The following is a 20,265-nucleotide window of genomic DNA, read 5'->3' as shown; positions in this document are numbered from 1 at the left end:
AACTCACCGCTGCCGGTGACACCGTCGTGCTGCCGGGACGCCTTCCACCCGGCCTCTCCCTCGCACAGCAGAGTACTCAGCCGACGTTCACAGCCGACATTCACGGGTTCGCGTCCCCTGCGGCCCGTGCGCTCGCGCGTTGCGCTCGTGCGCTGATCCGCCCGTGCGTGGTGGTGGCCTGTTCGGGGAACCCCACTGTTCCCTTCTAGTGCAGATTCACTACTCTGGCCTAGTGCCCACCACCCAGGCAGGGACTGCACATGAGAGAAGACGTAACGGTGACCGACCCGTTGTTCCAGGTCAGCACCACACTCGACGGCGACGGCGACGTCACCGGCCTCTGGCTCGTCGGAGAGCTGGACGTGGACGGCACCGCGACGTTGCGTGCCGCCCTCGCCGACTGCTTCGCGCGGGGGTCCGACTGCGTCGTGCTCAACCTGCGGGGCCTGCGCTTCTGCGACTGCGCGGGGTTGAACGTGCTGCTGGAGGCCAAGGCCACCGCGGATAGGATCGGCACCGAGCTGTGCGTGGAGGGGGCCCGCGCGCAGGTGGCCCGACTGCTCGCCCTCACCGGCGCCGACGAACTGTTCGCCGACCGTGTGCGGCGTCTACCACCGAGGACCATCTGATGCCTTCGCCACCGCACACCGCACCGGATACCGTGCCGCGCACCGGCGGTACGCACATCACCATCCTGCTCGTCGAGGACCACGACATGGTGGCCGAAGCGATCCGGCTCGCCCTGGACCGTACCGACGACCTGGAGGTGGTCGGCCGCAGCCTGTCGGTGAAGGACGCGCTGGCCGACGCCGCCCGGCTGCGTCCCGCCGTGGTGGTGCTGGACCGGCGACTCCCCGACGGTGACGGCATCGCCGCCATCCCCACGCTCAAGGCCGCCGCGCCCGGTACCCGGGTGCTGGTGCTGACGGGCGAGGCGACCCCGGCGGTCGCCGCCGACGTCGCCGAGGCCGGTGGTTCCGGACTCATCCTCAAGGTCGGCAATCTGGGCGAACTCCAGGACGGTGTACGCCTGGTGGCGGCGGGCGAGGTGGCCTACAGCAAGGGCCTGCTCAGCGGGGCGCTCGACCTGCTGACCGGCCGGACCGCCGACCTGGGCGCCACCCTCACCCCGCGCGAGCGCGAGACCCTCGGCCTGCTCGGCGACGGCCTGGGCACCGCCGAGATCAGTCAGCGGCTCGGTGTCGCCCTCAACACCGCGAGGAACCATGTCCAGCGGGTCCTGGGGAAGCTCGGCGCCCGCTCCCAGCTGGAGGCGGTCGCCGTGGCCCGCCGAGAGGGCCTTCTCCGGTGACCGGGAAAAGCCCCGGCGAACAGGACGGCACCCCCGCCCCGTCCGAGACCACCCCGTCCGAGATCACCCCCGCCCCGTCCGAGACGGCGTTCACCCTGCTGGTCAACAGCGTTCTCGACTACGGCATCTTCATGCTCGACCCCGGGGGCTACGTGTCCACCTGGAACGCCGGCGCCGAGCGGATCAAGGGCTACCGCGCCGTGGACATCATCGGCAAGCACTTCTCGGTCTTCTACCCGCCCGAGGACATCGCCGCCCGCAAACCCCACCTGGAGCTGGAGGCGGCCATCGCCGACGGCCGGCTGGAGGACGAGGGCTGGCGCATCCGCAAGGACGGCTCCCGCTTCTGGGCCAACGTGGTGATCACCGCCCTCTTCGACGAGACCGGCGAACTGCGCGGCTTCGGCAAGGTCACCCGGGACATGACCGAGCGCCGCGCCGCCGAGCAGGCGCTCAGCGAGCGCCGCCGTCTGTTCGCCCACCTGGTGCAGGCGCAGGAACTGGAACGCCGCCGTATCGCCTGGGACGTGCACGACGACTCCATTCAGGCCATGGTCGCCGTCGGCATGCGGCTACAGCTCCTCGCCGACCGGGCGAGCGAGCCCTGCGTGAGTGAACTCACCAAGCTCGACGCGTCGGTACGCGAGGCGGTGGGCCGCCTGCGCAGTCTCACCTTCCGGCTCCAGCCGCCCGGCATCGACCGGCACGGCCTGGTCGAGTCGTTGTCCCAGCACCTCGACGAGGTCGTCAGGAGCTGGGGTCTTGAGCCGTCACTGGAACACACCCTGGTGAAGGAACCCGCCCCCGAGACCGCGATCACCATCTTCCGCATCGTCCAGGAGGCGCTGCTGAACGTGCGCAAGCACGCTCGGGCGCGCACCGTACGGGTCAGTGTCACCACCGAGAACCGCGGCCTGCTGGTCCGGGTGGCCGACGACGGCACCGGACGCCCGGCGGTCGCCCCCACGCTGCACGAGCACTTCGGGCTGATGGAGATGCGCGAGCGGGCCGAGACCGCCGGCGGCTGGTGGACGCTGCGCAGCGAGCCCGGCGCCGGCACCACCGTCGAGTTCTGGCTGCCCGACCTGCCGGCCGGTCGGCTGGACGAACCGCTGCCCGGTGCACCCGCCGGCGACTCCGGCTCGCGGACCTCCCCCGAGGGACCGCCGTGACCCGGCCCGCCACGCCCAGGGGCCCCGTGCGGGTGCTGATCTGCGACGACAACGACATGCTGCGCGCGGTGCTGGCCGAGATCGTCGAGGCTCAGCCCGACCTCACCCTGGTCGGCGGCGCGGCCGAGGCCGACGAGGCGATCCGGCTCGCCATCGCCCGCCGGCCGCATGTCGTGGTGCTCGACGTGCGCTTTCCCGGCGGCGGCCCGTACACCGCCCGGGAGATCATCCGCGCCGTCCCCGGCGTGCGCATCCTGGTGTTCTCCGCCTATGGCGACCAGGGCGCGCGCACCGAGATGGCCGAGGTCGGCACCGCGGGATACCTCGTCAAGGGCGTCAGTAACGCCCAACTCCTGGCCGAGGTCCGGGCCTTGGGCGCCGAAGCCCTCACATCCACGGCTTCCGTCGCCGAGAGGGATCGGGCGTAACCACCGGCTCCCCACCCCACCAGCGCACTGCATCAGGTGGCCAGTATCAGGTGGTCAGTCACCAGTACGATCCATCGCAGGTGCCGGGGTCCGATTGGCCTGTCAGCGCCGGCGGGACCAGCCCGCCCCGATTCCCGCTATGTGCAGGGCCAGCGCGATCAGGCCGAGAAGCATGATGTTCCCGGAAGAGAAAACATGGTTGGTGCTGATCTCAGCGGCATTGATGAGAAACGCGATGAAGAACAACACCGCTGCGACTATACCGAGCATGACGAAATCCTCTCAATTCGATGAAGCACGTGTGCCCCGCTTTCGCGCCGGCAGGCAGAGAGAGCCCGCGCGATGTCGCGAGGCGGCTGGAGTGCGGGCGGCGGCCCGGTCCTGCCCCGGGTTCAGAACTCCCGGTCGATGCCGGTGATCACGGCCGGCCCCAACGGCGCGTCCCCCCGCGTGAAGCCGCTGTCCCGCAGTGCGGCCACGACAAGGCGTACGGCTTCTGCCTCTGCGCCTGCCCGATCGGCGGCTTCCACCTCAAGGCGAACGGAGAACGCGGCGCCGTCGTCCTCGATCGTCAGGAGCTCCAGCTCCTCACTCTCACCCAGGTTCGTGTTCTTCGGATCCTTCGGGCGCAACCTGCGCTTCACATCGGACCGCTGGGCGCCGGTGATGCCGCGCACGAACGTGCCTGGCACTGTGATGACATATGTGGTCACAACGACTCCTTCGGTACGTGCGTCGGCGACTGTCATCCGGCGGGGGTCTCGGTGCGGCTCTGCGGGCGTACGGCCCGCGGGGTGAGGGGGACGGTCTTCTTCGATGCCATGCCGACCCGTGTACCCGATCGCGGCCCTTCCACCGGGGAAGCCTCCCGACAGGTCCCGGACACCGTGGGACGGCCTGACCCAGGCTCATCCGCGAGAGTCCAAAAAAATCGGGCGGCGATGTCGAGAACCCGTGGCCGGCTCCGTCCCCGTGATGAGCGCGACGACAATAGGTCGCATCAGCACCGAGGAGAAACACGATGGCCAAGTACCTGATGCTCAAGCACTACCGCGGCGCCCCGGCCGCGGTCAACGACGTACCCATGGACCAGTGGACGCCGGAGGAGATCTCGGCCCACGTGCAGTACATGAACGACTTCGCGGACCGGCTGGAGAAGACCGGCGAGTACGTCGACAGCCACGCGCTGGCGCCCGGGGGAGTGTGGGTGCGGTATGACGGTGAGGGGCGGCCGCCGGTCACCGATGGTCCGTTCGCCGAGACGAAGGATGTCATCGCCGGCTGGATGGTGATCGACGTCGACAGCTACGAGCGCGCCGTGGAACTGGCCGGGGAACTGTCGGCAGCCCCTGGGGCGGGCGGGAAGCCGATCCACGAGTGGCTGGAGCTGCGCCCCTTCCTGACCGCGCCGCCCACCATCACGGAGTGACCTCTCAGGTGCCCCGGATGAACGAGGCTCTGCTCCGCGGCCTCACGCCGAGCGTGCTCACCATCCTCGTCCGCCGCGGAGCCGACTTCGCGGCGGCCGAGGACGCGGTGCAGGACGCGCTGGTCGAGGCAGTTCGCGTCTGGCCGGCCGACCCGCCGCGGGATCCGAAGGGCTGGCTGGTCACGGTGGCCTGGCGCAAGTTCCTCGACGCGACGCGCGCGGACACCGCCCGCCGCCGGCGGGAGGACCGCCTCGACGAGGAACCGGCGCCCGGCCCCGCGCCCGCGCTCGACGACACGCTCCACCTCTACTTCCTGTGCGCCCACCCGTCACTGACCCCGGCATCCGCGGTCGCGCTCACCCTGCGCGCCGTCGGCGGGCTGACCACCCGCCAGATCGCCCAGGCCTACCTGGTACCCGAAGCGACCATGGCGCAGCGCATCAGCCGGGCCAAGCGCACCGTGACCGGCGTGCGGTTCGACCAGCCCGGCGACGTCGCCACCGTGATACGCGTCCTCTACCTCGTCTTCAACGAGGGCTACAGCGGTGACGTCGACCTCGCCGCCGAAGCCATCCGCCTCACCCGGCACCTCGCGGGCATGGTCGACCACCCCGAGGTGGCAGGGCTGCTCGCCCTCATGCTGCTCCACCACGCCCGGCGCGACGCCCGGACCGCGCCCGACGGCAGCCTGGTGCCGCTCGCGGAGCAGGACCGCGGCCGGTGGGACACCGGCTTGATCGCCGAGGGCGTCGGGATCTTGCAGGCGGCTCTCGCCCGTGACCGGCTGGGCGAGTTCCAGGCCCAGGCGGCCGTCGCGGCGCTCCACGCGGACGCGCCCACCGCCGAGGAGACCGACTGGGTGCAGATCGTCGAGTGGTACGACGAACTCGTGCGCCTGACCGACAGCCCGGTCGTCCGGCTCAACCGCGCGGTGGCCGTCGGGGAGGCCGACGGACCGCGCGCGGGACTGGCGGCCCTCGCGGTGCTGGACGACTCACTGCCCCGCCATACCGCGGTGGCCGCGTACCTCCGTGAGCGCGACGGCGACCTGGCGATGGCGGCACGGCTGTATGCCGAGGCGGCCCGGAAGGCCCCCAACCTCGCCGAACGCGACCACCTCACACGCCAAGCCGCCCGCCTCAACACCCGCCGGTGACGCTGACGGGTCGTGCTCGTACACCTCCGCGGCATTGGGCGCGGCCGAGTGGCCAGAGCGGCCTCACCTCGGGCGACTACAACAACAGCGGCGCCGACGACCTGGTCCCGCTCGGCACCATCACCACCTACGAATCGCTCCATCCCGTCGAGACCGTCGGAGCGGCGAGTTACTTTCCCGGTGGCCGTGGCGGGCTGACGTACGGACTTTGCGGCGGCTCGGTCGGCGCTTGCGGTGACATCGACTTTGGGGAGATCCTCGCCCCGTAGCAGTGACGCCGGGGCGGGTGGTGTGGTGCCGCGTGGAGGGCCGCCCCTGAGGTTCGAGTCCCGCGATCCGGGTCGGGCGTCAGGGGCGCTCCTTCGTCGGGGCGGTGTCGCCGTCTGGAGGAGGTATGCGGGCGCCGGGAAAACCACTTGATCCACTGGCCTACGGTTCGAGAATGACGACTACACCCCGACTGGCGACGGTCACCGCCGCCAACTTCGACGCCGCGATCGGCCTGAAAGTCCGTACCGACCAGGAGCACCTGGTCACCCCGGTCGTGAAGTCCCTCGCCGAGGCGTACGTGTACCCCGACATAGCCTGGCCCCGCCTCATTTTCGACGGCGAGCGGCTCGTCGGCTTCCTCATGGCCTTCCTCGACATCGACTTCGCGGGCGATGGCAGGGGCATCGACATCCGTTCGGGCCTGTGGCGGCTCAACATCGCGGCCGGCGAACAAGGCCGCGGCTACGGTCGCTTCGCGGTCGAGTCCGTGGCCACTGAAATCCGCCGCCGCGGCGGCACCCGCCTGACCACCACCTGGCACCAGGGCGAGGACGGCCCTGAGGGCTTTTACCTGCGGCTCGGGTTCCGGCCGACGGGGGAGTTGAGCGGGGACGAGAAGGTCGGGGAGTTGGAGTTGGGCCAGGCAGATCCATCGGACGCTGCGGTCCACTGCCCGAGTGTGCAGGAGTCCTCCCCGTAGAGGCTGATTGGTCTTGCGTTCGAGTTCGGGCCCCTGGACGACCGGCATCTGTGGAAGAACCCGAGCGGATGACGTGGCTCTAGCTGCCCGCAACCACAGATGCGGGACAACCCCTAGCCTGGCCCTATGACGGATGCGGGGGGTTTCCGGGTCGGTGACGTGCTGTCGGTCGCCTGCCCCTTCACACCGGCCAGAGTCGAGCAGGCCCTGACGTGGAGCCATGTGTCGGTGCGATGGCCGTGGTGGGACGTTGACGTCGGCAGCGATTTCGTGCACTGGAACGGGATCGTCGCTCTGGGCGTGAACAGCGGCGGGCGCGTCGCGCCTGAAGTGGAGGCGGAGCTGTTCCGAACCGACCCGCCGCCCGAGCAACTGAAGGCGGGAGACTCCTGCCGGGTCGGAGTACCACCGACGGTGGTGCACGTGACGGCTGTCGACCACCACGATCCTCCGCTGGAGACGGGCTGGCTACCACGCCCGCATCGCACCGTGTCTGTGCTGCGCCATGGCCTGTCCTACCGCGAGTTTCCGGACGAGAGCCATCTCGACGGCACGGGCTACACCCTTCACCCCGGCGACGGGATCCCCTTCACCTTCGAGCTGTTGATGCGGCCGTACGCGGCCCTCCGGCCCGGCGATGAGGTCGCCGACGCAGCCGGGCGGGCCTGGCGATTCGAGGGGCCCTGGGACTGGACCGCCTTCGACGGAGCGCCGACCGGAGCCGGCCCCGAGTGGCCGCTCGTCCTGCTGACCCGTGCAGGAACGCCATGCTCCGACGTAGACGCGCAGGCAGTGGCCGCAAGCACGGCGATCGCTTCCCACCAGGAGACCGTCCGACAGTGGATGTCGCTTACCGAGGCCTCGCCCACGCCCTGACCGGACGATACATCCGTCTGTCTCCCCTGGGACTGAGCACCGACCTGACCTGACGGGCAACCACGACACTCACTCACACTTCCCACCCCGCGCCTGCTGACCTTGGCGACAACAAGCCCGCCTGTATGCCGATGTATGCCGACTACCGTGCTTCGGCTCACGCGATGGGGGAGGCAGGGTGCTCCGCCCCGGTCTCACGAGAACCTGGGATCCGCGGCTCGCCATGGGCCCGGGGCTCTCGAAGTGCTTCGACTTCTCAGCGCAACTGTCGGCGCGTTCAGAGAGTCGTACCCGCCGTGACCGAAACACCTACACAGCACAGTGTGACGCTGTCGCCCGCCGTCTCCACAGCCATAGGCATCGGGAGCCTGGCCCTCGCCGCGGTGGCGAGTTGGAGCGGACTCCTGCTGGTCGTGCGGGGGCGGGTGGTGCCCGGCTGGGGGGTGAGCGCGGCTCTCCTTGTCGTGGCGTTCGTTCTCCGATGGGCCCTCACCCGGGTGGGCCGCCCGGCGGACGCTTCGAGTCTCCCGCGGAAGCGAGTCACGTCGGCACGGTTCGCGAGCGGGTTGCTGATCGTCATGGCGATGCTCGGCACCGCATGGGGAGCGGCGGACGATCTGATCTCGGACGCGGAGTACCACGTTCTCGGCCCCGCGGGGCCGGGGGGTTGTACGGCCGTGGTGCGGGAGACGTCCTTTCTCGTGATCGGTAATGGCGAGGCGTACGCGGTGGGGCGCACCGGCCTGGCCCTGGGCGAGTCGGCATCCTGGACGGTCGACGATGGCTACCGGCCCGTCGAGGCAGGCACGTACGAGTTGGACTGGGGGCGGGGCGGCGGTTTTCTGCGGATCAGCGGTACGAGCACCGATCCGGTCGTCGGTGGGGGATCGGCCGACATCGACTGCGGGTGGTGAGGCCGGTCCCGCTCACCGGTGTGCCCGACGTGAGGCCCTCGTGGGACCGCGTGGCAAAGGGCGCTTCCCCGCCCGGCCCGAGGACGCGCTTCGCGGCGTCCGGCTCGCTCCGGGCGGCGGCCCGTCGGCTCTCGGCCGCCGGGGTGGAACTGGGGGAGCGGGCCGTGTATCCGGTTGGAGGTGCGAGTGGCCTCGGCCGGCAGGTACCGGCGAGGTCGAAGCGCACCAGAACGGTGGGCTCGGCGGTGGGGAGTCCGCCATACCCCGATCCTCGCCGCCCGCACCGTTGACTCCTTCCGCCAGTGGCACTGGTCCTCTCCGACGCCCCGGCACATTCCCGACCTGGACGAGGCGTAGGCACTTGTGCGCCGCCGCTTCGTCGTCGTCCGCACTGGCTCTCGGTCACGTGCGCGTCCGGGGCATCGGACGGTGAAGTCGGCCGCCTCCGTGTCCAAGGTCGTGGTGCCGTCCTGTGCGGTGGCCAGGATGGCGACGTGCCAGGCACCGCGCGGGGACGACTCGGCGTCGGCACCGGTGACCTCGAGGGTGTAGGTGCAGCGGACGGTGTCCTGACCAGATGGCTTGCAGACGGCCGACTCCGCGGCGGCCATGTCCTTGGCGGTCAGCCCCTTCTCGGCGAAGGACGAACTCTGCGGCCAGGCCAGCACCTTCACGCTCTTGACACCGGAGGACGCCGTGACATCGGCGACGACGACCAGGGAGCCGTCGCGGGCCCCGTCGGGAGCGGTGTAGCGGGCGGTGCTGTGCGCCAGCGCCGGGGTCCGCTCCCCCGCATGGGCGAGAACGAAGGCACCGGCACCACCGAGGACAACGACACCGGCGGCCACGGACAGAGCGATACGTCGGGACATGGGATTCTCCTTAACCGTCTCAACACCGGATCGGATCGGCGCTGCACCGATACTCGCCGCGCGAGGGTTCGCCGGAATGAGCGCGCATACTCACTCCGGCCTGAGTAAGCCGACCGGGATCTGCTCCCTCGTCCTGGACTCACACCTCACGGCCTCGCCGTCCGCCGACTACTTGTCTGCGGCGCCTGCCGGCTGGCCGATCACGCTCTGTCGCCGGTGTGCGGGGTGCGGCGACCGGGCGTCGTACCCGACATCCGTATCGGATGTCGGGTGCGCCATCCATGGCGTTCGCGCCACCGCCGGGCGCGGGCGCGCTGTTCGCCCGGGTGCCCTGCGTGTCAGTGGCGCTCGCTATCGTCCGTGTCATGACCTCAAGTGATCATCTGCTGGGCCTGATCCAGAACACCCCGGAGATCGACCTGCTGCTGCGGTCGTCGTTCGGCTTCGACATCGGGCGGAAGCACCATGGCGATGGCTTGAGGCTTGCCTCGGGTGCGCCGCTGGAGCCAATGGCCGGGGAGTCCGCCGGCGGGGCGTACTTCCTGTGTACGGAGCAGGACGGTCGCCGGCCGGTGGTGTTCGCGAGTTCCGAAGGAGAGGGCGGGCTGATCGCCGATGACCTGGCGGACGCGCTGGAGATCATCATCGGACTGGCATGGCAGGACTGTCTTCGCTTCTCCGGCGGCGGCGATGTGGAGGTCATGCAGGTCTCCGCTCAGCATCTCGAACGGTCCCGTGACAAGTACAATCCGGAGATCTTCAGGGAAGGCGCCCGTGTGGCCGCAGTCCTGTCGCTGCGTGTCCTTCCTGTCCCCGAACTCGTCGTCCGACTACAGGAAGCCGCCTCAAGAACCGAACCGGACTACGTCGTGACCACCGACGACGGGGACGTGTACGACCCGCTGTTCGGCGAGTACTCGGAACCGCGCCACGGCGGCTGGCGCTGAGCCGGACGGATCCGGATCGTCTGACGCGTCGATCCGGACGACTCCGCCGGAGCACGGCCGGGCCGTGATCAACGGCTTGGCGTCGACCGCTTCACCAGTCCCAAGTCCGCCGCACAGGCGTATGGTTGGCCGATGCGCGCACACCCTGTTGACCGCCCGGCAGATCTCGACGTGGTTCGTGAGTCCTATGACCGCGTGGCCGACAACTACGCAAACATGGTGGTGACGACGGGAGTCGGCGACATCCGTCGCCATCCATGGCTCAAGGCGTCGATCGACGCCTTCGCCGACACCGTCAGCGGGCTCGGGCCCGTCCTCGACGTCGGCTGCGGACCCGGAACGGTGACCGCCTACCTCGCCGAACGCGGACTCGACGTGTCCGGGGTCGATCTCTCCCCTCGCATGATCGAGAACGCGCGCCGTCTTCATCCGCACTGCCGCTTCAGCGTCGCCTCTGCCACCGAACTCGACCTTGGCGAAGCGTCCCTCGGCGGCGTACTCGGGTGGTGGTCGCTGTTCAACCTCCCCCGTGACGTCCTTCCCCAGGTTCTCGCCCTGTTCGCACGCGCGTTGAAGCCAGGCGGACACTTCATCACCGCCACACACGTCGGCGACGAAGACGCGGTGCGCACCGAGGCATACGGGGGCGTGCCCGTTCGCTGGACGACACACAAATGGCGGCCGGAACAACTCGTGGACCTGATCGAGCAGGCAGGTCTGCACCTGGTCGCCGAACTCCGGCTCCCCGCGGAGGAGTACAGAGGGCCGGGTCTGGTCGCCATGGCCAAGCGCCCCGGCTGACGATCAGGCGTCGGAAGCGGTGCGGGATCTCCTGCCGGAACCATCACCTGACGCTTACCGCCTACCGCTCTTTTCTGTTCGGATGCTCCTCCCGCCGCCAATCGCATCGGACGCGAATAGGCGACACCTGTCCTGGATACCGGGGCGAGGCTGGGGATGAGTCCTCCCACCAGCACAGTTGAGCCCACGATCCATGGTGAAGCCCCCATGGTCTGGACAACACCCAAGCCGCCGAACAGACACGGCCACCAGAGCCCGACCCACCTCATTGTGTTAGGCGCTCCAAGGGTGACTGACGGCGCGCCTCGGACAGGTATACGCGACACCTGAACATGCGAGCTCACCAGTCCCGAGGCCGTTCTCAGTCGAGGACGGCGGTGGCCTCGATCTCGACCAGGTGCTCGGGTACGTCCAGGGCTGCCACGCCCAGCAGGGTGGCCGGGGGGACGGGGGTCAAGCCCAGCTTCATGGTCGCCCGAGCGATGCCCTCCATCAGCAGGGGCATCTTGTCCGGGGTCCAGTCGACGACGTACACGGTCAGCTTCGCCACGTCCTCGAACGAGCCGCCGGCCCCGGCGAGGGCGGTGGCAACGTTGAGGTAGCACTGCTCGACCTGGGCGGCGAGGTCGCCCTCCCCGACCGTGACCCCATCGGCGTCGCCGGAGACCTGGCCGGCGACGAAGACGAGCTTCGAGCCGGACGCGATCGCCACTTGCCGGTAGACGGGGACCTCGGGTAATCCGGCGGGGTTCACCAGGGTGATGGGCATGATGCGCGGCCTCCGTGTGTCAGGGAGCGGGGGAGCCTGGGCTCCCGTGGTCTCTTGTGGTTACTCAGAAACCATAGGAGAGTGTCTGCTGACATGGAAGAACGCACTTTTCGGTGACTGGGGAACCTGATGGTGACCAAGCAGTTCAGCGGCGTACGCGACGAAGCGGACCTGCGCCGCGCAGACTCCCTGGCGCGGGAGATCTTCTCCGACGTCGCCAACAAGTGGGCACTCCTGATCATCGAGGCCCTCGGTGACGACACCCTGCGTTTCAGCGAGTTGCGTGACGAGATCGACGGCATCAGCCACAAGATGCTCACCCAGAACCTGCGCATGCTGGAGCGCTACGGACTGCTGGAGCGGACCGTGTACCCCACCGTGCCGCCGCGGGTCGAGTACACGCTCGCCGAGCCGGGCAGGGCACTGCGCAAGACGATCGAGGGACTGTGCGACTGGACGCACCACTACCTCGGCGACATCGAGGAATCCCGCCGCCGCTTCGACACCCACGCGTGACGACTGGACGTGGACGGCAGCCGACCGCCACCTCGCACTGTGGGCCAGAGGCAGAGACCGAGGTCCACCCGCAGTGCAGCGCCAACTTCTGGCTCGCTGTCAGTTGCTCGTCGGCGCCCAGGGCTCCCAGGTCCGGCGCAGCGCAAGGCCCCGCCGCGAGTACGAGAACCGCGTGACCGCGATCACGCCAACCGAACCATGATCGTTCTCAGCGGTCCCGGCACACGCGGAGATCCTCCCCGTGCCGGCCCCGACGCGGACGAAGAGGACGAGGTCCTCTTCGAGCGCCTGGCCCGTAGCGAGGACATCGGCGCCAGGCGCCTTGAGAAGGCAGCCAAGGTCTGTGCAAGGTTCTCCCAAGGTCGGTGGAACAGGGTACTGCCGTGCAACCGCACACCGACCTCGTTGGATGAGGAGCCGCACATGCGCTTTCGTCGAACCATTGGGACCGCCATTCTTGGTGGCACCCTCGCTCTCGGCGCTGCCACTCTGCCCGCTCAGGCCGCCCCGTCCGCTCAGGCGGCCACGGAGACCGTTCAGAGTGGTGCCTCGGCCGCGGCCACCTGGTATTACACGGGTGAGATCTACCCGAACCGCAGCGCGTGCGACTCGGCGGCCAACTACATCTGGAACACGCAGGGAGTCCGCGGTCAGTGCCGCGGCCCCTACACGAAAGGTGTCTTCGAGCTCTGGGTCTGGCTCTGAGCCGAGCATGCTCCGACAGAACTGTCCGCCGGGCCTGTCAGGCCCGGCGGACAGCCGCGTTTCCGAGCCCAGCACAGGCACCGCCTGCTGTTTCCGTCACGGCTGAGACCGGTTTCCCCGGCGATCCGCTCGCCGCTCAGGCCCGTCTGCACCAGGCCAGCGCGGAACTCGCCGCTCTCCTGCGCGCCTTGCCTTCCACACCGTGCCGAACAAAGAGACGCGGCGGGCGCGGCGGCGGCCGGGAAAACAGTGAGGCGAAGGCCAAGACCGTGGTGAACGCCCCATGAAGAATGCCCGGCCGGATTCCTCGTGGCCTCGTGCGGAGACGGTCACCTGCCTATCGTGCGAACGGTGATACGTCCCCGGGGCATCACCGCCCTCCTGTTCTGCCTTCTGACAGCCTCGGCCGCCGTCGCGTGCGACGTCACGCCACCGCCCGACCTCGGCACCGCCGTGTCTCCGGCCCCGCGCTCCGGCGCGCCGCATGCCGCGGTCACCCCGTCGGCGGTTCCCACGCGGGCGGCCCGACGAAGCGCCACACCCGCCTCGGGCGCGTCGCCGACGCGATCCACCGTGTCCACTTCCCCCGCCGCCGCCCCCGCCGCCGCCTCCAAGGGAGGAAGCGGGAACGACTGCGCCGCGCGCGATCTGGTACCCACTTCCGGCATGCCGAGGAGGGCCGTCCTGGGCACCCCTGGGGACGTGGCCATGGACGTGCGGCTGCGCAACCGCTCCGGCATCGGATGTGCACTCGACGGGTGGCCGGGCATCGCCTTCATCGGCGGGGAAGCCCTCACCAGGGAATGCGTGCCGAGCTATCCGGGCCCGCAGTGCCTCGGCCGCATCGACACGACGACCCGGCGGCCCCTGTCGGTGACACGCTACGGTCCAGGGCACCCCACGGCTGTCCGGCTCGCTCCCGGGCAGAGCACGTCGTTCAGCCTCGTCTGGCACTCGGCCACGGCCACGGCCTGCGACGGCGCCGACTTCTACACACCGCCGTACGCCGTGGACATCTGGGTCCCCGGCGACTCCGCGCCCCTGATCCTGGCCCCGGTGTCCATCTCGCCCTGCTACGGAAAGATCGGAATCACCCCGTTCGGGGTCACCGGCTGACGAGTTGGCGCGTGACAGCGGGTGAGGCGTCGTTGCCGGCTGGTGGCATGATCCGGCTGTCGCGATCATGGTCAGCTGTGGCGACCTTGGTCAATCGGGCGGTTCTCGCGCATCGGCTTTTCACGGGGAATCTCCCGGTGTCGTCCGCCCGTTCTGGTGTCCCGCGTACCGCCGCCCTGCGGCCGCACCTTCGACGCGGGGATCAACGGCCGCGCGATCTCCCACAGCCCATCCGGACAATCCAACTCCACCCACCCCGCCCCATGCCCAGCTCAACGAGCCATTTCCACATGGGACGCTGTCATAAGCTCGACGGATGGCGAAGTATTTCGACGTACACCCCGAGAACCCTCAGCGGCGCACCATCAGCGGTGTGGCCGACAGCGTCCGGTCCGGCGCGCTCATCGTGTATCCGACCGACTCGTGTTACGCGCTGGGCTGCCGGCTGGGCAGTCGTGAGGGTATCGACCGCATCCGCACGATCCGGAAGCTCGACGATCGTCACCACTTCACGCTGGTGTGCCAGAACTTCGCGCAGCTCGGTCAGTTCGTCCACATCGACAACGACGTGTTCCGCGCGATCAAGGCAGCGACACCTGGCAGGTACACCTTCATCCTGCCGGCGACGAGGGAGGTGCCGCGGCAGTTGCTGCACCCGAAGAAGAAGACGGTCGGAGTCCGGATCCCCGACCATGCCGTCGCTCAGGCCCTGCTCGCCGAACTCGGTGAGCCGCTGCTCTCCAGCACCCTGCTCCTGCCCGACGAGGAGGAGCCGATGACTCAGGGCTGGGAGATCAAGGAACGACTCGACCATGTCGTGGACGCCGTGCTCGACTCGGGCGACTGCGGCACGGAGCCGACCACGGTCATCGATTTCTCCGGCGGCGAACCGGAGATCGTACGCCGGGGCGCGGGCGACACCGCGCGGTTCGAGTAGCGATGTCATGTCCGCAGGGCCCGCGCGGCGTCCGTAGCGCGCACCAACGCCCCGGTCGAAGGCCGGGCATGCCGCCGTGACCGGCCGCAGGGAGCCGTGCGCTGGTAAAATGGGCTCACGCTTCGACACAGCCGGGGTCCGTACCGAGGAAGGTACGGACCCCGGTCCGTTCCGGGCGTCAGACCGAGGAAGGGTCCCCATGAACGCGAAGCCGTCAGCCTCAGGGCGCTCCGGCGCCGGCAGGACCGACCGTGCCGGGGCGCCGAGGGGCGAACTCTCGGTGCCCGAGCCGGTGGCCCCGGGTCTGCCGCCGGCCGAGTCCTTCGCCGAGCTGGATCTGCCGCCGGAACTGGTGAAGGCCATGACCGCGCACGCCGTGCGGGAGCCGTTCCCCATTCAGGCGGCCACCCTGCCGAACGCCCTGGCCGGCCGCGATGTCCTCGGCCGCGCCCGGACCGGCTCGGGCAAGACGCTTGCCTTCGGGCTCGCGCTGCTCGTCCGTACGGCGGGCCGGCGCGCCGAGCCGAAGCGGCCCCTCGCGTTGGTCCTGGTGCCGACCAGGGAACTCGCGCAGCAGGTGAGCGAGGCACTGGAACCCTACGCACAGGCGCTCAGGCTCCGGCTGGCGACGGTCGTCGGCGGGCTGTCGATCGGGCGGCAGGCGACATCGATGCGGGGCGGCGCCGATGTCGTCGTCGCGACCCCGGGGCGGCTGGCCGATCTGGTCGGCCGACGGGACTGCCATCTGGACCGGGTACGGATCACGGTGCTGGACGAGGCCGACCAGATGTGCGACATGGGATTCCTGCCGCAGGTCTCCGAGATCCTGGACCAGGTGGGCCCCGAGGGACAGCGGATGCTGTTCTCGGCCACGCTCGACCGCCATGTCGACCAGCTGGTCCGGCGCTACCTGCACGACCCGGTGTTCGCGTCGGTCGACCGGGCGGCGGGCTCGGTCACCACGATGGAACACCACGTGCTGAACGTCCATCCCGCAGACAAGTACGCCACCGCCACCGAGATCGCGGCCCGCGACGGGCGGGTACTGATGTTCCTGGACACCAAGCTCGGCGTGGACCAGTTCACCCGCCACCTGCGGGGCAACGGCATCCGGGCCGCCGCCCTGCACAGCGGGAAGTCTCAGCCGCAGCGCACGCACACACTGGCCCAGTTCAAGGACGGGGAGATCACGGTGCTGGTGGCCACCAATGTCGCCGCCCGCGGTATTCACATCGACGACCTCGACCTTGTCGTCAACGTCGATCCGCCCGCCGACTCCAAGGACTATCTCCACCGCGGCGGGCGCACGGCGCGCGCGGGCGAATCCGGCCGTGTGGTCACCCTCGTCACCCCCGGTCAGGGGCGTGAAGTGAACCGGATGATGTCGGAGGCCGGGATCCGGCCGACGGTCACGCAGGTACGGTCCGGCGAGGAGAAGCTGACCAGCATCACCGGCGCCAGGCGCCCCCCGGCGGGGGACAAGGCGAAGACCGCCAACGCCCCCTTCCGCGGTCTGGGCACCCGTACGGGCCGTCCCCCGAAAGAGACCCGCAAGGCGGCCGAAGCCCGCAAGACCGCGGAGGCCAGAAAAGCCGCCCAGGTACGCAGGGGCCGCTGACAGCCGTAGGGGCACGCGCCCCAACCGCTGACAGCCGTAGGGGCACACGCCCCACCTGGTCAAGGAAGAACCATCCTCCGATCGGGCAACCCCCAGCGCCTATCCCGGCAGTGGCGGGTCGATCCCGAGGACGGGCAGACAGTCGGCGACGGCGACGAGCTCGATGTCGTCACGCCGCTGCTTCACCCACTCCTCGCGGGTCAGCCGCCAGCATCTGATCTGCGCCCGCTCGCCCCGCCGGGTGTCCCAGGAGACACCGTTCGGCACATACCCCAGGGCCTCCGAGACACGGTTGGAGGCATGGTTGTCGACGAACGCATCGCTGCCCGCCTCACCGGCCCCCATCCCTTCGAAGGCCAGATGCAGCGCCGCCTGGCGCATCTCCTTCCCGAGCCCGCTGCCGCGCACATCGGGGCTCAGCCAGGAGAACGTGGTGACCGTTCCGAACGTGCCGAAGTCGACGCCGATCAAATCCTGCATTCCCACCGGCTCCCCGCCGACGGTCACGACGAAGTACAGGCGCCAGGAGCCGGCACTGACCCGGCCCCGGCCGGACCATATCCCCCGCAGCCAGCGCCACTCGCGTTCCGGACTGTCCTCATACAGGGACATCGGATCGTCGAAGGGCCACGGAGGGCCGGTGGCCACCCCCTTGCGCACCACGGGGACCAAGCGTTCCAGGAGCTCATCCGTCGCCCCCAGCAGAGACAGCCGGGGCGTGTGCACCCGCACGTTCAACGGGGGATACGCGGACAGCGGCGAAGCGGTCGTCGGCATGGGCGCAACCGTAGGACCTGTCCGGGCGATCATGCCATCCCTTTTCCGGGGGATCCGCGCCGTCGAATTCTGGGGTGAGATGGGCGGGTATGGGGTTCGCGGTTCGCATCGGCTCCGCTCGGAGCGGATTGCGGATCGCTGGCCCGAGAGCGGCCCGGATCTTGGTCGGTTGTCGACAGCGGAGGGTCTTGCTCGGGGCGGGGGAGTGCCGGGGCGGCGGGGTCAACCTGGTGTTGAGGATGTCTCGTTCGGGGGGCCTGCGTGGTGCTTGTGGTTCGTGGGTGTCTGTGGGGGGAGAGGGATGGGGGGCTGCTCCGGGGCCGTGTCACGGCGGCGGGCTTCTGAGCCGGGGGCTTGCTGGGCGGCCGAGGAGATGGGAGTTGAGCGAGGGTGAACCCGATCGTCGAGCAGTTCGTGCAGCGGCTGTCACCGAAGCAGCAGCAGTGGTTCGAACGGCAGCCGATGTCCAAGCAGACGCGCTTGGCCAACAGTCTGGTGGGGAGCAGGAAGACTGCCGGTGAAATGGTCCGGGAGAACGGCGGCCCGGTGGATGAGCGGTCCGCAGGCGGCTTCGAGGAGATCAAGTAACCTTCCGGGCCCGCTCGCTGCCGAACGAGACCACGGGTGGGTTTCATCAACCACGTCCGCACCCGGCCGGGCGGGTGGCTTCCGCTACCGCTACCTCTACCTCTACGCGAAGACCGGGTCACGGGCCGCCGCACCGGAACGGTCCCCGCCGGGGGCCGGGACGAGGGGGACCGGGCGTTACCGACCCCGGTGCGCCCGGCCGCCAGTTCGCCGCTAGACCGCGCACCCGGCCGCTTGACCGCGCACCGGTGGCGTGAAGTCACGGCCGCTGCGACTGCTCCGCCGCACTCCGTACGTCGAGGTAGCGCTGCAGTGCCCGGCCCGCCCCACGGACGTGGAGGCGGATATGCCGCTCCGCGGCGCGCGGGTCGCCCTTCCTGATCGCCTCCAGAATGGCCTCGTGCTCCTCGATGGCGACCGGCAGCCGGCCGGGCGCCCGTGCGGAGAGCCGGTTGCCCAGGCGCACCTGGGCGATGAGGTTCTCCGCGATGGGGATGAGCCGTCGATTGCCCGAGCCCTCCCAGATGAGGCGGTGGAACGCGAGGTCCAGTTCCCCGTAGGAGTGCAGATTGTCCGCCTCGATGGCCTCGCGTTGCTTTTCCAGAAGCTCGCCCAGCTGGGCGGCGATCTGGTCATGATCGGGGGCGCCGGCCGTCCGGCGCGCGGCGATCCCGTCGAGCGCCTCCCGCAGTTCGTACAGTTCCAGCAGGTCGTCGGTGGTGGCTTCGGGGACGAAGTAGCCGCGGTGCGGGACGGCGATGAGGAAGCCTTCGCGTTCGAGCGCGGCTAGGGCGGCCTTGATGGGGGTGGGGCTGAGGCCGAGCTGTTCGGTCAGGGGACGGACGGTGACGCGGGAGCCCGGGGTGAGGGAGCCTTCGAGGATGGCGGCCCGCAGGTGGTCGTAGGCGGCGTTCAATAGAGTGTGGCGCGGGACGGTCATGGTCGCCGGAGCCCCCCTTTTCTCCGTGAAGATGTCTACCGATCACGGTACTTCCCCGGAGTGGCTACGGTGCGCGCGGGCGCGTCAGTGAAGTCTGCGCTCGTACCAGCGGGACAGCATCGTCAGTGGCAGGCAGATGACGAAGAAGACGGCGAGTACGGCGCCGAGGATCGGTACCGCGTGGGAGGAGCCGCCGGAGAGGGTGAGTCGTTCGATGGAGCGTTGTGATGCTTCGAGGATGTCGAGCAGTCCGATGACGGCGGCCAGCGAGGTCTGTTGGGTGAGGTTGACGACGAGTCCGATCAGTGGGGGGAGCGCTCGCCGGGCGGCCTGGGGCAGAAGGACGTGTCGCATGCGTCCGGTCCAGGAGAAGCCCAGTGCCGCGGCGGCCTCGGCCTGCCCCCGGGGCACCGACTGGACGGCGCCGCGGACGACTTCGGCCATGTTGGCGCTGCCCCACAGGGACAGTCCGACGGCGGCGGCGGTGAAGGTGTTCACCAGTACGCCGATGATGGGCAGGACGAAGAAGATGAAGTACAGGATGATGATGATCGGCAGGCCCCGCCAGATTTCGACATAGGCCCGGACCACCGCCCGGACCGGTCTGCTGGGCAGGGTGAGCAGGGTACCGAGCAGGGTGCCGGCCAGGAGGCTGGCGGCGATGCTGACCAGGGCCAGCAGGGCGGTTTCGCGCAGGCCGTCGGCGAGGTAGCCGGCTACGGGTCCGACCCATGGGGGCATCAGTGTTCTCCTGGTATCGCGAAGCGACGCTCGATGGCCCCGGCGCCCAGTGACATGAGCCAGACCAGTCCCAGGTAGACGACGCCGATGGCGAGGAACATCTCGAACGCCCGGAAGGTGACGGCGACGATGTTGACAGCGGTCTCGGTGAGTTCCGGGAAGCTGATCGCGACCATGAACGATGAGTTCTTGAAGACGGATATGAGGATGTTGGTGACCGACGGCAGTGCGATACGGGCGCCGAGGGGGAGGGTGACCTGCCGGAAGGCGGCCAGGCGGGGGAAGCCGAGGGCTCGGCAGGCTTCGACGTAGCCGCCTTCGACGGCTTCGAAGCCGGCGCGGAAGTTCTCCGCGTTGTAGGCGCCGCCCCACAGGAGCAGTGACAGCCAGCCGACGGTGAAGCTGTCGAGTCGCAGACCGATTTCGGGAAGCGCGAAGTAGAGGAAGAAGATCTGTACCAGGAGCGGGGTGTTACGGAACACCTCGACGTAGACCGTGATCAGTTGCCGGGCGACCGGTATGCGGAGCGTGCTGATCGCGCCGAGCAGAACGCCGACGATCAGGGCACCGGCCATGCCGATGGCGCTGATCGCCAGCGTTCGCAGCAGGCCGGCGCCGAGCTCGCCGAGATGCTGGGCGATGAAGCCCGGGTCGAAGTGGTAGCCGGAGTCGTCGGACAT

At 69.4% G+C, this 20,265-nt stretch carries 25 protein-coding genes and 2 pseudogenes; 18 read left to right on the top strand and 9 right to left on the bottom strand.

Going from position 1 to position 20,265, the window contains the following annotated elements; all coding sequences use genetic code 11:
* The first annotated feature begins 260 nt into the window (after window positions 1–260).
* From OG214_RS02185 to OG214_RS02170, 4 genes are read left to right on the top strand one after another with little or no spacing between them, the layout of a single operon-like run.
* Window positions 261–629, top strand: a complete 369-nt coding sequence (locus OG214_RS02185; protein ID WP_363084307.1) for an anti-sigma factor antagonist — start codon at window positions 261–263, stop codon at window positions 627–629.
* Complete coding sequence (locus OG214_RS02180) at window positions 629–1,312, top strand: response regulator (protein WP_382863876.1); 684 nt, start codon at window positions 629–631, stop codon at window positions 1,310–1,312. The genes OG214_RS02185 and OG214_RS02180 overlap by 1 nt, the downstream gene beginning before the upstream one ends.
* Complete coding sequence (locus OG214_RS02175) at window positions 1,309–2,484, top strand: PAS domain S-box protein (RefSeq protein ID WP_405983548.1); 1,176 nt, start codon at window positions 1,309–1,311, stop codon at window positions 2,482–2,484. The genes OG214_RS02180 and OG214_RS02175 overlap by 4 nt, the downstream gene beginning before the upstream one ends.
* Before the next feature lie 26 nt (window positions 2,485–2,510).
* Window positions 2,511–2,912: a response regulator transcription factor gene (locus OG214_RS02170; RefSeq protein WP_405983547.1), complete on the top strand. Its 402-nt coding sequence runs from the start codon at window positions 2,511–2,513 to the stop codon at window positions 2,910–2,912.
* 102 nt (window positions 2,913–3,014) lie between these two features.
* Here OG214_RS02170 and OG214_RS02165 read toward each other — a convergent pair whose 3' ends face one another.
* A complete protein-coding gene (locus OG214_RS02165; protein ID WP_363085263.1) occupies window positions 3,015–3,182 on the bottom strand; it encodes a hypothetical protein in 168 nt (55 codons plus the stop codon).
* Window positions 3,183–3,304: 122 nt separating this feature from the next.
* Complete coding sequence (locus OG214_RS02160) at window positions 3,305–3,625, bottom strand: hypothetical protein (protein WP_405983546.1); 321 nt, start codon at window positions 3,623–3,625, stop codon at window positions 3,305–3,307.
* Between the two features lie 308 nt (window positions 3,626–3,933).
* Here OG214_RS02160 and OG214_RS02155 point away from each other — a divergent pair, with 308 nt between their 5' ends.
* The 6 genes from OG214_RS02155 (at window position 3,934) to OG214_RS02130 (ending at window position 8,258) form a co-directional block, all read left to right on the top strand.
* Window positions 3,934–4,341, top strand: a complete 408-nt coding sequence (locus OG214_RS02155; protein ID WP_405983545.1) for a YciI family protein — start codon at window positions 3,934–3,936, stop codon at window positions 4,339–4,341.
* Between the two features lie 17 nt (window positions 4,342–4,358).
* Window positions 4,359–5,498 carry an RNA polymerase sigma factor gene (locus OG214_RS02150; RefSeq protein ID WP_405983544.1) on the top strand — a complete coding sequence of 380 codons (1,140 nt, stop codon included), beginning with the start codon at window positions 4,359–4,361 and terminating at the stop codon, window positions 5,496–5,498.
* Window positions 5,495–5,767: a hypothetical protein gene (locus OG214_RS02145; RefSeq protein ID WP_405983543.1), complete on the top strand. Its 273-nt coding sequence runs from the start codon at window positions 5,495–5,497 to the stop codon at window positions 5,765–5,767. The genes OG214_RS02150 and OG214_RS02145 overlap by 4 nt, the downstream gene beginning before the upstream one ends.
* Before the next feature lie 173 nt (window positions 5,768–5,940).
* The gene (locus OG214_RS02140; RefSeq protein ID WP_405983542.1) at window positions 5,941–6,468 is read left to right on the top strand and encodes a GNAT family N-acetyltransferase; all 528 of its coding nucleotides are present in this window, start codon (window positions 5,941–5,943) and stop codon (window positions 6,466–6,468) included.
* A 159-nt stretch (window positions 6,469–6,627) separates the two neighbouring features.
* A complete protein-coding gene (locus OG214_RS02135) occupies window positions 6,628–7,344 on the top strand; it encodes a hypothetical protein (RefSeq protein ID WP_405983541.1) in 717 nt (238 codons plus the stop codon).
* 323 nt (window positions 7,345–7,667) lie between these two features.
* Window positions 7,668–8,258, top strand: a complete 591-nt coding sequence (locus OG214_RS02130) for a hypothetical protein (RefSeq protein ID WP_405983540.1) — start codon at window positions 7,668–7,670, stop codon at window positions 8,256–8,258.
* Between the two features lie 422 nt (window positions 8,259–8,680).
* Here the strand turns inward: OG214_RS02130 and OG214_RS02125 are convergent.
* Window positions 8,681–9,130, bottom strand: a pseudogene (locus OG214_RS02125) (DUF5707 domain-containing protein); the annotation flags it as partial.
* Window positions 9,131–9,495: 365 nt separating this feature from the next.
* Here OG214_RS02125 and OG214_RS02120 point away from each other — a divergent pair.
* Complete coding sequence (locus OG214_RS02120) at window positions 9,496–10,077, top strand: hypothetical protein (protein ID WP_363085784.1); 582 nt, start codon at window positions 9,496–9,498, stop codon at window positions 10,075–10,077.
* Between the two features lie 132 nt (window positions 10,078–10,209).
* Window positions 10,210–10,878 carry a methyltransferase domain-containing protein gene (locus OG214_RS02115; RefSeq protein WP_405983539.1) on the top strand — a complete coding sequence of 223 codons (669 nt, stop codon included), beginning with the start codon at window positions 10,210–10,212 and terminating at the stop codon, window positions 10,876–10,878.
* A gap of 361 nt (window positions 10,879–11,239) precedes the next feature.
* Here the strand turns inward: OG214_RS02115 and OG214_RS02110 are convergent, their stop codons facing one another.
* Window positions 11,240–11,647: a RidA family protein gene (locus OG214_RS02110; protein WP_405983538.1), complete on the bottom strand. Its 408-nt coding sequence runs from the start codon at window positions 11,645–11,647 to the stop codon at window positions 11,240–11,242.
* A 129-nt stretch (window positions 11,648–11,776) separates the two neighbouring features.
* On the opposite strand from OG214_RS02110, the gene OG214_RS02105 reads away from it, so the two are divergent.
* From OG214_RS02105 to OG214_RS02095, 3 genes are all read left to right on the top strand, one after another.
* Complete coding sequence (locus OG214_RS02105; RefSeq protein ID WP_405983537.1) at window positions 11,777–12,163, top strand: winged helix-turn-helix transcriptional regulator; 387 nt, start codon at window positions 11,777–11,779, stop codon at window positions 12,161–12,163.
* Window positions 12,164–12,586: 423 nt separating this feature from the next.
* Window positions 12,587–12,868 (top strand): hypothetical protein, encoded by a 282-nt coding sequence (locus OG214_RS02100; protein ID WP_405983536.1) that lies wholly within the window; start codon window positions 12,587–12,589, stop codon window positions 12,866–12,868.
* A gap of 573 nt (window positions 12,869–13,441) precedes the next feature.
* Window positions 13,442–13,984 (top strand): DUF4232 domain-containing protein, encoded by a 543-nt coding sequence (locus OG214_RS02095; protein ID WP_405983535.1) that lies wholly within the window; start codon window positions 13,442–13,444, stop codon window positions 13,982–13,984.
* A 155-nt stretch (window positions 13,985–14,139) separates the two neighbouring features.
* Here the strand turns inward: OG214_RS02095 and OG214_RS02090 are convergent.
* Window positions 14,140–14,249 (bottom strand): annotated as a pseudogene (locus tag OG214_RS02090) (IS5/IS1182 family transposase); the annotation flags it as partial.
* Window positions 14,250–14,300: 51 nt separating this feature from the next.
* Here OG214_RS02090 and OG214_RS02085 point away from each other — a divergent pair.
* Complete coding sequence (locus OG214_RS02085; RefSeq protein WP_363086279.1) at window positions 14,301–14,921, top strand: L-threonylcarbamoyladenylate synthase; 621 nt, start codon at window positions 14,301–14,303, stop codon at window positions 14,919–14,921.
* A gap of 199 nt (window positions 14,922–15,120) precedes the next feature.
* Complete coding sequence (locus tag OG214_RS02080) at window positions 15,121–16,539, top strand: DEAD/DEAH box helicase (protein ID WP_363086061.1); 1,419 nt, start codon at window positions 15,121–15,123, stop codon at window positions 16,537–16,539.
* 99 nt (window positions 16,540–16,638) lie between these two features.
* Here the strand turns inward: OG214_RS02080 and OG214_RS02075 are convergent, their stop codons facing one another.
* Window positions 16,639–17,316, bottom strand: coding sequence for a GNAT family N-acetyltransferase (locus OG214_RS02075; RefSeq protein WP_405983534.1), 678 nt, complete (start codon window positions 17,314–17,316; stop codon window positions 16,639–16,641).
* Window positions 17,317–17,706: 390 nt separating this feature from the next.
* Between OG214_RS02075 and OG214_RS02070 the strand changes: the two genes are divergently transcribed.
* Window positions 17,707–17,904 (top strand): hypothetical protein, encoded by a 198-nt coding sequence (locus OG214_RS02070; protein WP_363086063.1) that lies wholly within the window; start codon window positions 17,707–17,709, stop codon window positions 17,902–17,904.
* Window positions 17,905–18,163: 259 nt separating this feature from the next.
* Here the strand turns inward: OG214_RS02070 and OG214_RS02065 are convergent, their stop codons facing one another.
* The 3 genes from OG214_RS02065 to OG214_RS02055 form a co-directional block, all read right to left on the bottom strand.
* The gene (locus OG214_RS02065; protein WP_405983533.1) at window positions 18,164–18,844 is read right to left on the bottom strand and encodes a GntR family transcriptional regulator; all 681 of its coding nucleotides are present in this window, start codon (window positions 18,842–18,844) and stop codon (window positions 18,164–18,166) included.
* 84 nt (window positions 18,845–18,928) lie between these two features.
* Window positions 18,929–19,585, bottom strand: a complete 657-nt coding sequence (locus OG214_RS02060; RefSeq protein WP_363082954.1) for an amino acid ABC transporter permease — start codon at window positions 19,583–19,585, stop codon at window positions 18,929–18,931.
* Window positions 19,585–20,265: an amino acid ABC transporter permease gene (locus OG214_RS02055; RefSeq protein ID WP_405983532.1), complete on the bottom strand. Its 681-nt coding sequence runs from the start codon at window positions 20,263–20,265 to the stop codon at window positions 19,585–19,587. The genes OG214_RS02060 and OG214_RS02055 overlap by 1 nt, the downstream gene beginning before the upstream one ends.

The organism is Streptomyces sp. NBC_00872, assembly GCF_045161915.1.
Classification (GTDB): domain Bacteria; phylum Actinomycetota; class Actinomycetes; order Streptomycetales; family Streptomycetaceae; genus Streptomyces.
The sequence above is the reverse complement of the archived record's forward strand: the minus strand, read 5'-3'. Positions and strand labels throughout refer to the sequence as shown.

Excerpts from the sequence above, each read along its gene's own strand:
- OG214_RS02185 (WP_363084307.1), top strand. The coding sequence starts at position 261 with ATGAGAGAAGACGTAACGGTGACCGACCCGTTGTTCCAGGTCAGCACC.
- OG214_RS02180 (WP_382863876.1), top strand. The coding sequence starts at position 629 with ATGCCTTCGCCACCGCACACCGCACCGGATACCGTGCCGCGCACCGGC.
- OG214_RS02165 (WP_363085263.1), bottom strand. The coding sequence starts at position 3,182 with ATGCTCGGTATAGTCGCAGCGGTGTTGTTCTTCATCGCGTTTCTCATC.
- OG214_RS02155 (WP_405983545.1), top strand. The coding sequence starts at position 3,934 with ATGGCCAAGTACCTGATGCTCAAGCACTACCGCGGCGCCCCGGCCGCG.
- OG214_RS02150 (WP_405983544.1), top strand. The coding sequence starts at position 4,359 with ATGAACGAGGCTCTGCTCCGCGGCCTCACGCCGAGCGTGCTCACCATC.
- OG214_RS02140 (WP_405983542.1), top strand. The coding sequence starts at position 5,941 with ATGACGACTACACCCCGACTGGCGACGGTCACCGCCGCCAACTTCGAC.
- OG214_RS02120 (WP_363085784.1), top strand. The coding sequence starts at position 9,496 with ATGACCTCAAGTGATCATCTGCTGGGCCTGATCCAGAACACCCCGGAG.
- OG214_RS02115 (WP_405983539.1), top strand. The coding sequence starts at position 10,210 with ATGCGCGCACACCCTGTTGACCGCCCGGCAGATCTCGACGTGGTTCGT.
- OG214_RS02110 (WP_405983538.1), bottom strand. The coding sequence starts at position 11,647 with ATGCCCATCACCCTGGTGAACCCCGCCGGATTACCCGAGGTCCCCGTC.
- OG214_RS02105 (WP_405983537.1), top strand. The coding sequence starts at position 11,777 with ATGGTGACCAAGCAGTTCAGCGGCGTACGCGACGAAGCGGACCTGCGC.
- OG214_RS02100 (WP_405983536.1), top strand. The coding sequence starts at position 12,587 with ATGCGCTTTCGTCGAACCATTGGGACCGCCATTCTTGGTGGCACCCTC.
- OG214_RS02085 (WP_363086279.1), top strand. The coding sequence starts at position 14,301 with ATGGCGAAGTATTTCGACGTACACCCCGAGAACCCTCAGCGGCGCACC.
- OG214_RS02080 (WP_363086061.1), top strand. The coding sequence starts at position 15,121 with ATGAACGCGAAGCCGTCAGCCTCAGGGCGCTCCGGCGCCGGCAGGACC.
- OG214_RS02075 (WP_405983534.1), bottom strand. The coding sequence starts at position 17,316 with ATGCCGACGACCGCTTCGCCGCTGTCCGCGTATCCCCCGTTGAACGTG.
- OG214_RS02065 (WP_405983533.1), bottom strand. The coding sequence starts at position 18,844 with ATGACCGTCCCGCGCCACACTCTATTGAACGCCGCCTACGACCACCTG.
- OG214_RS02060 (WP_363082954.1), bottom strand. The coding sequence starts at position 19,585 with ATGCCCCCATGGGTCGGACCCGTAGCCGGCTACCTCGCCGACGGCCTG.
- OG214_RS02055 (WP_405983532.1), bottom strand. The coding sequence starts at position 20,265 with ATGTCCGACGACTCCGGCTACCACTTCGACCCGGGCTTCATCGCCCAG.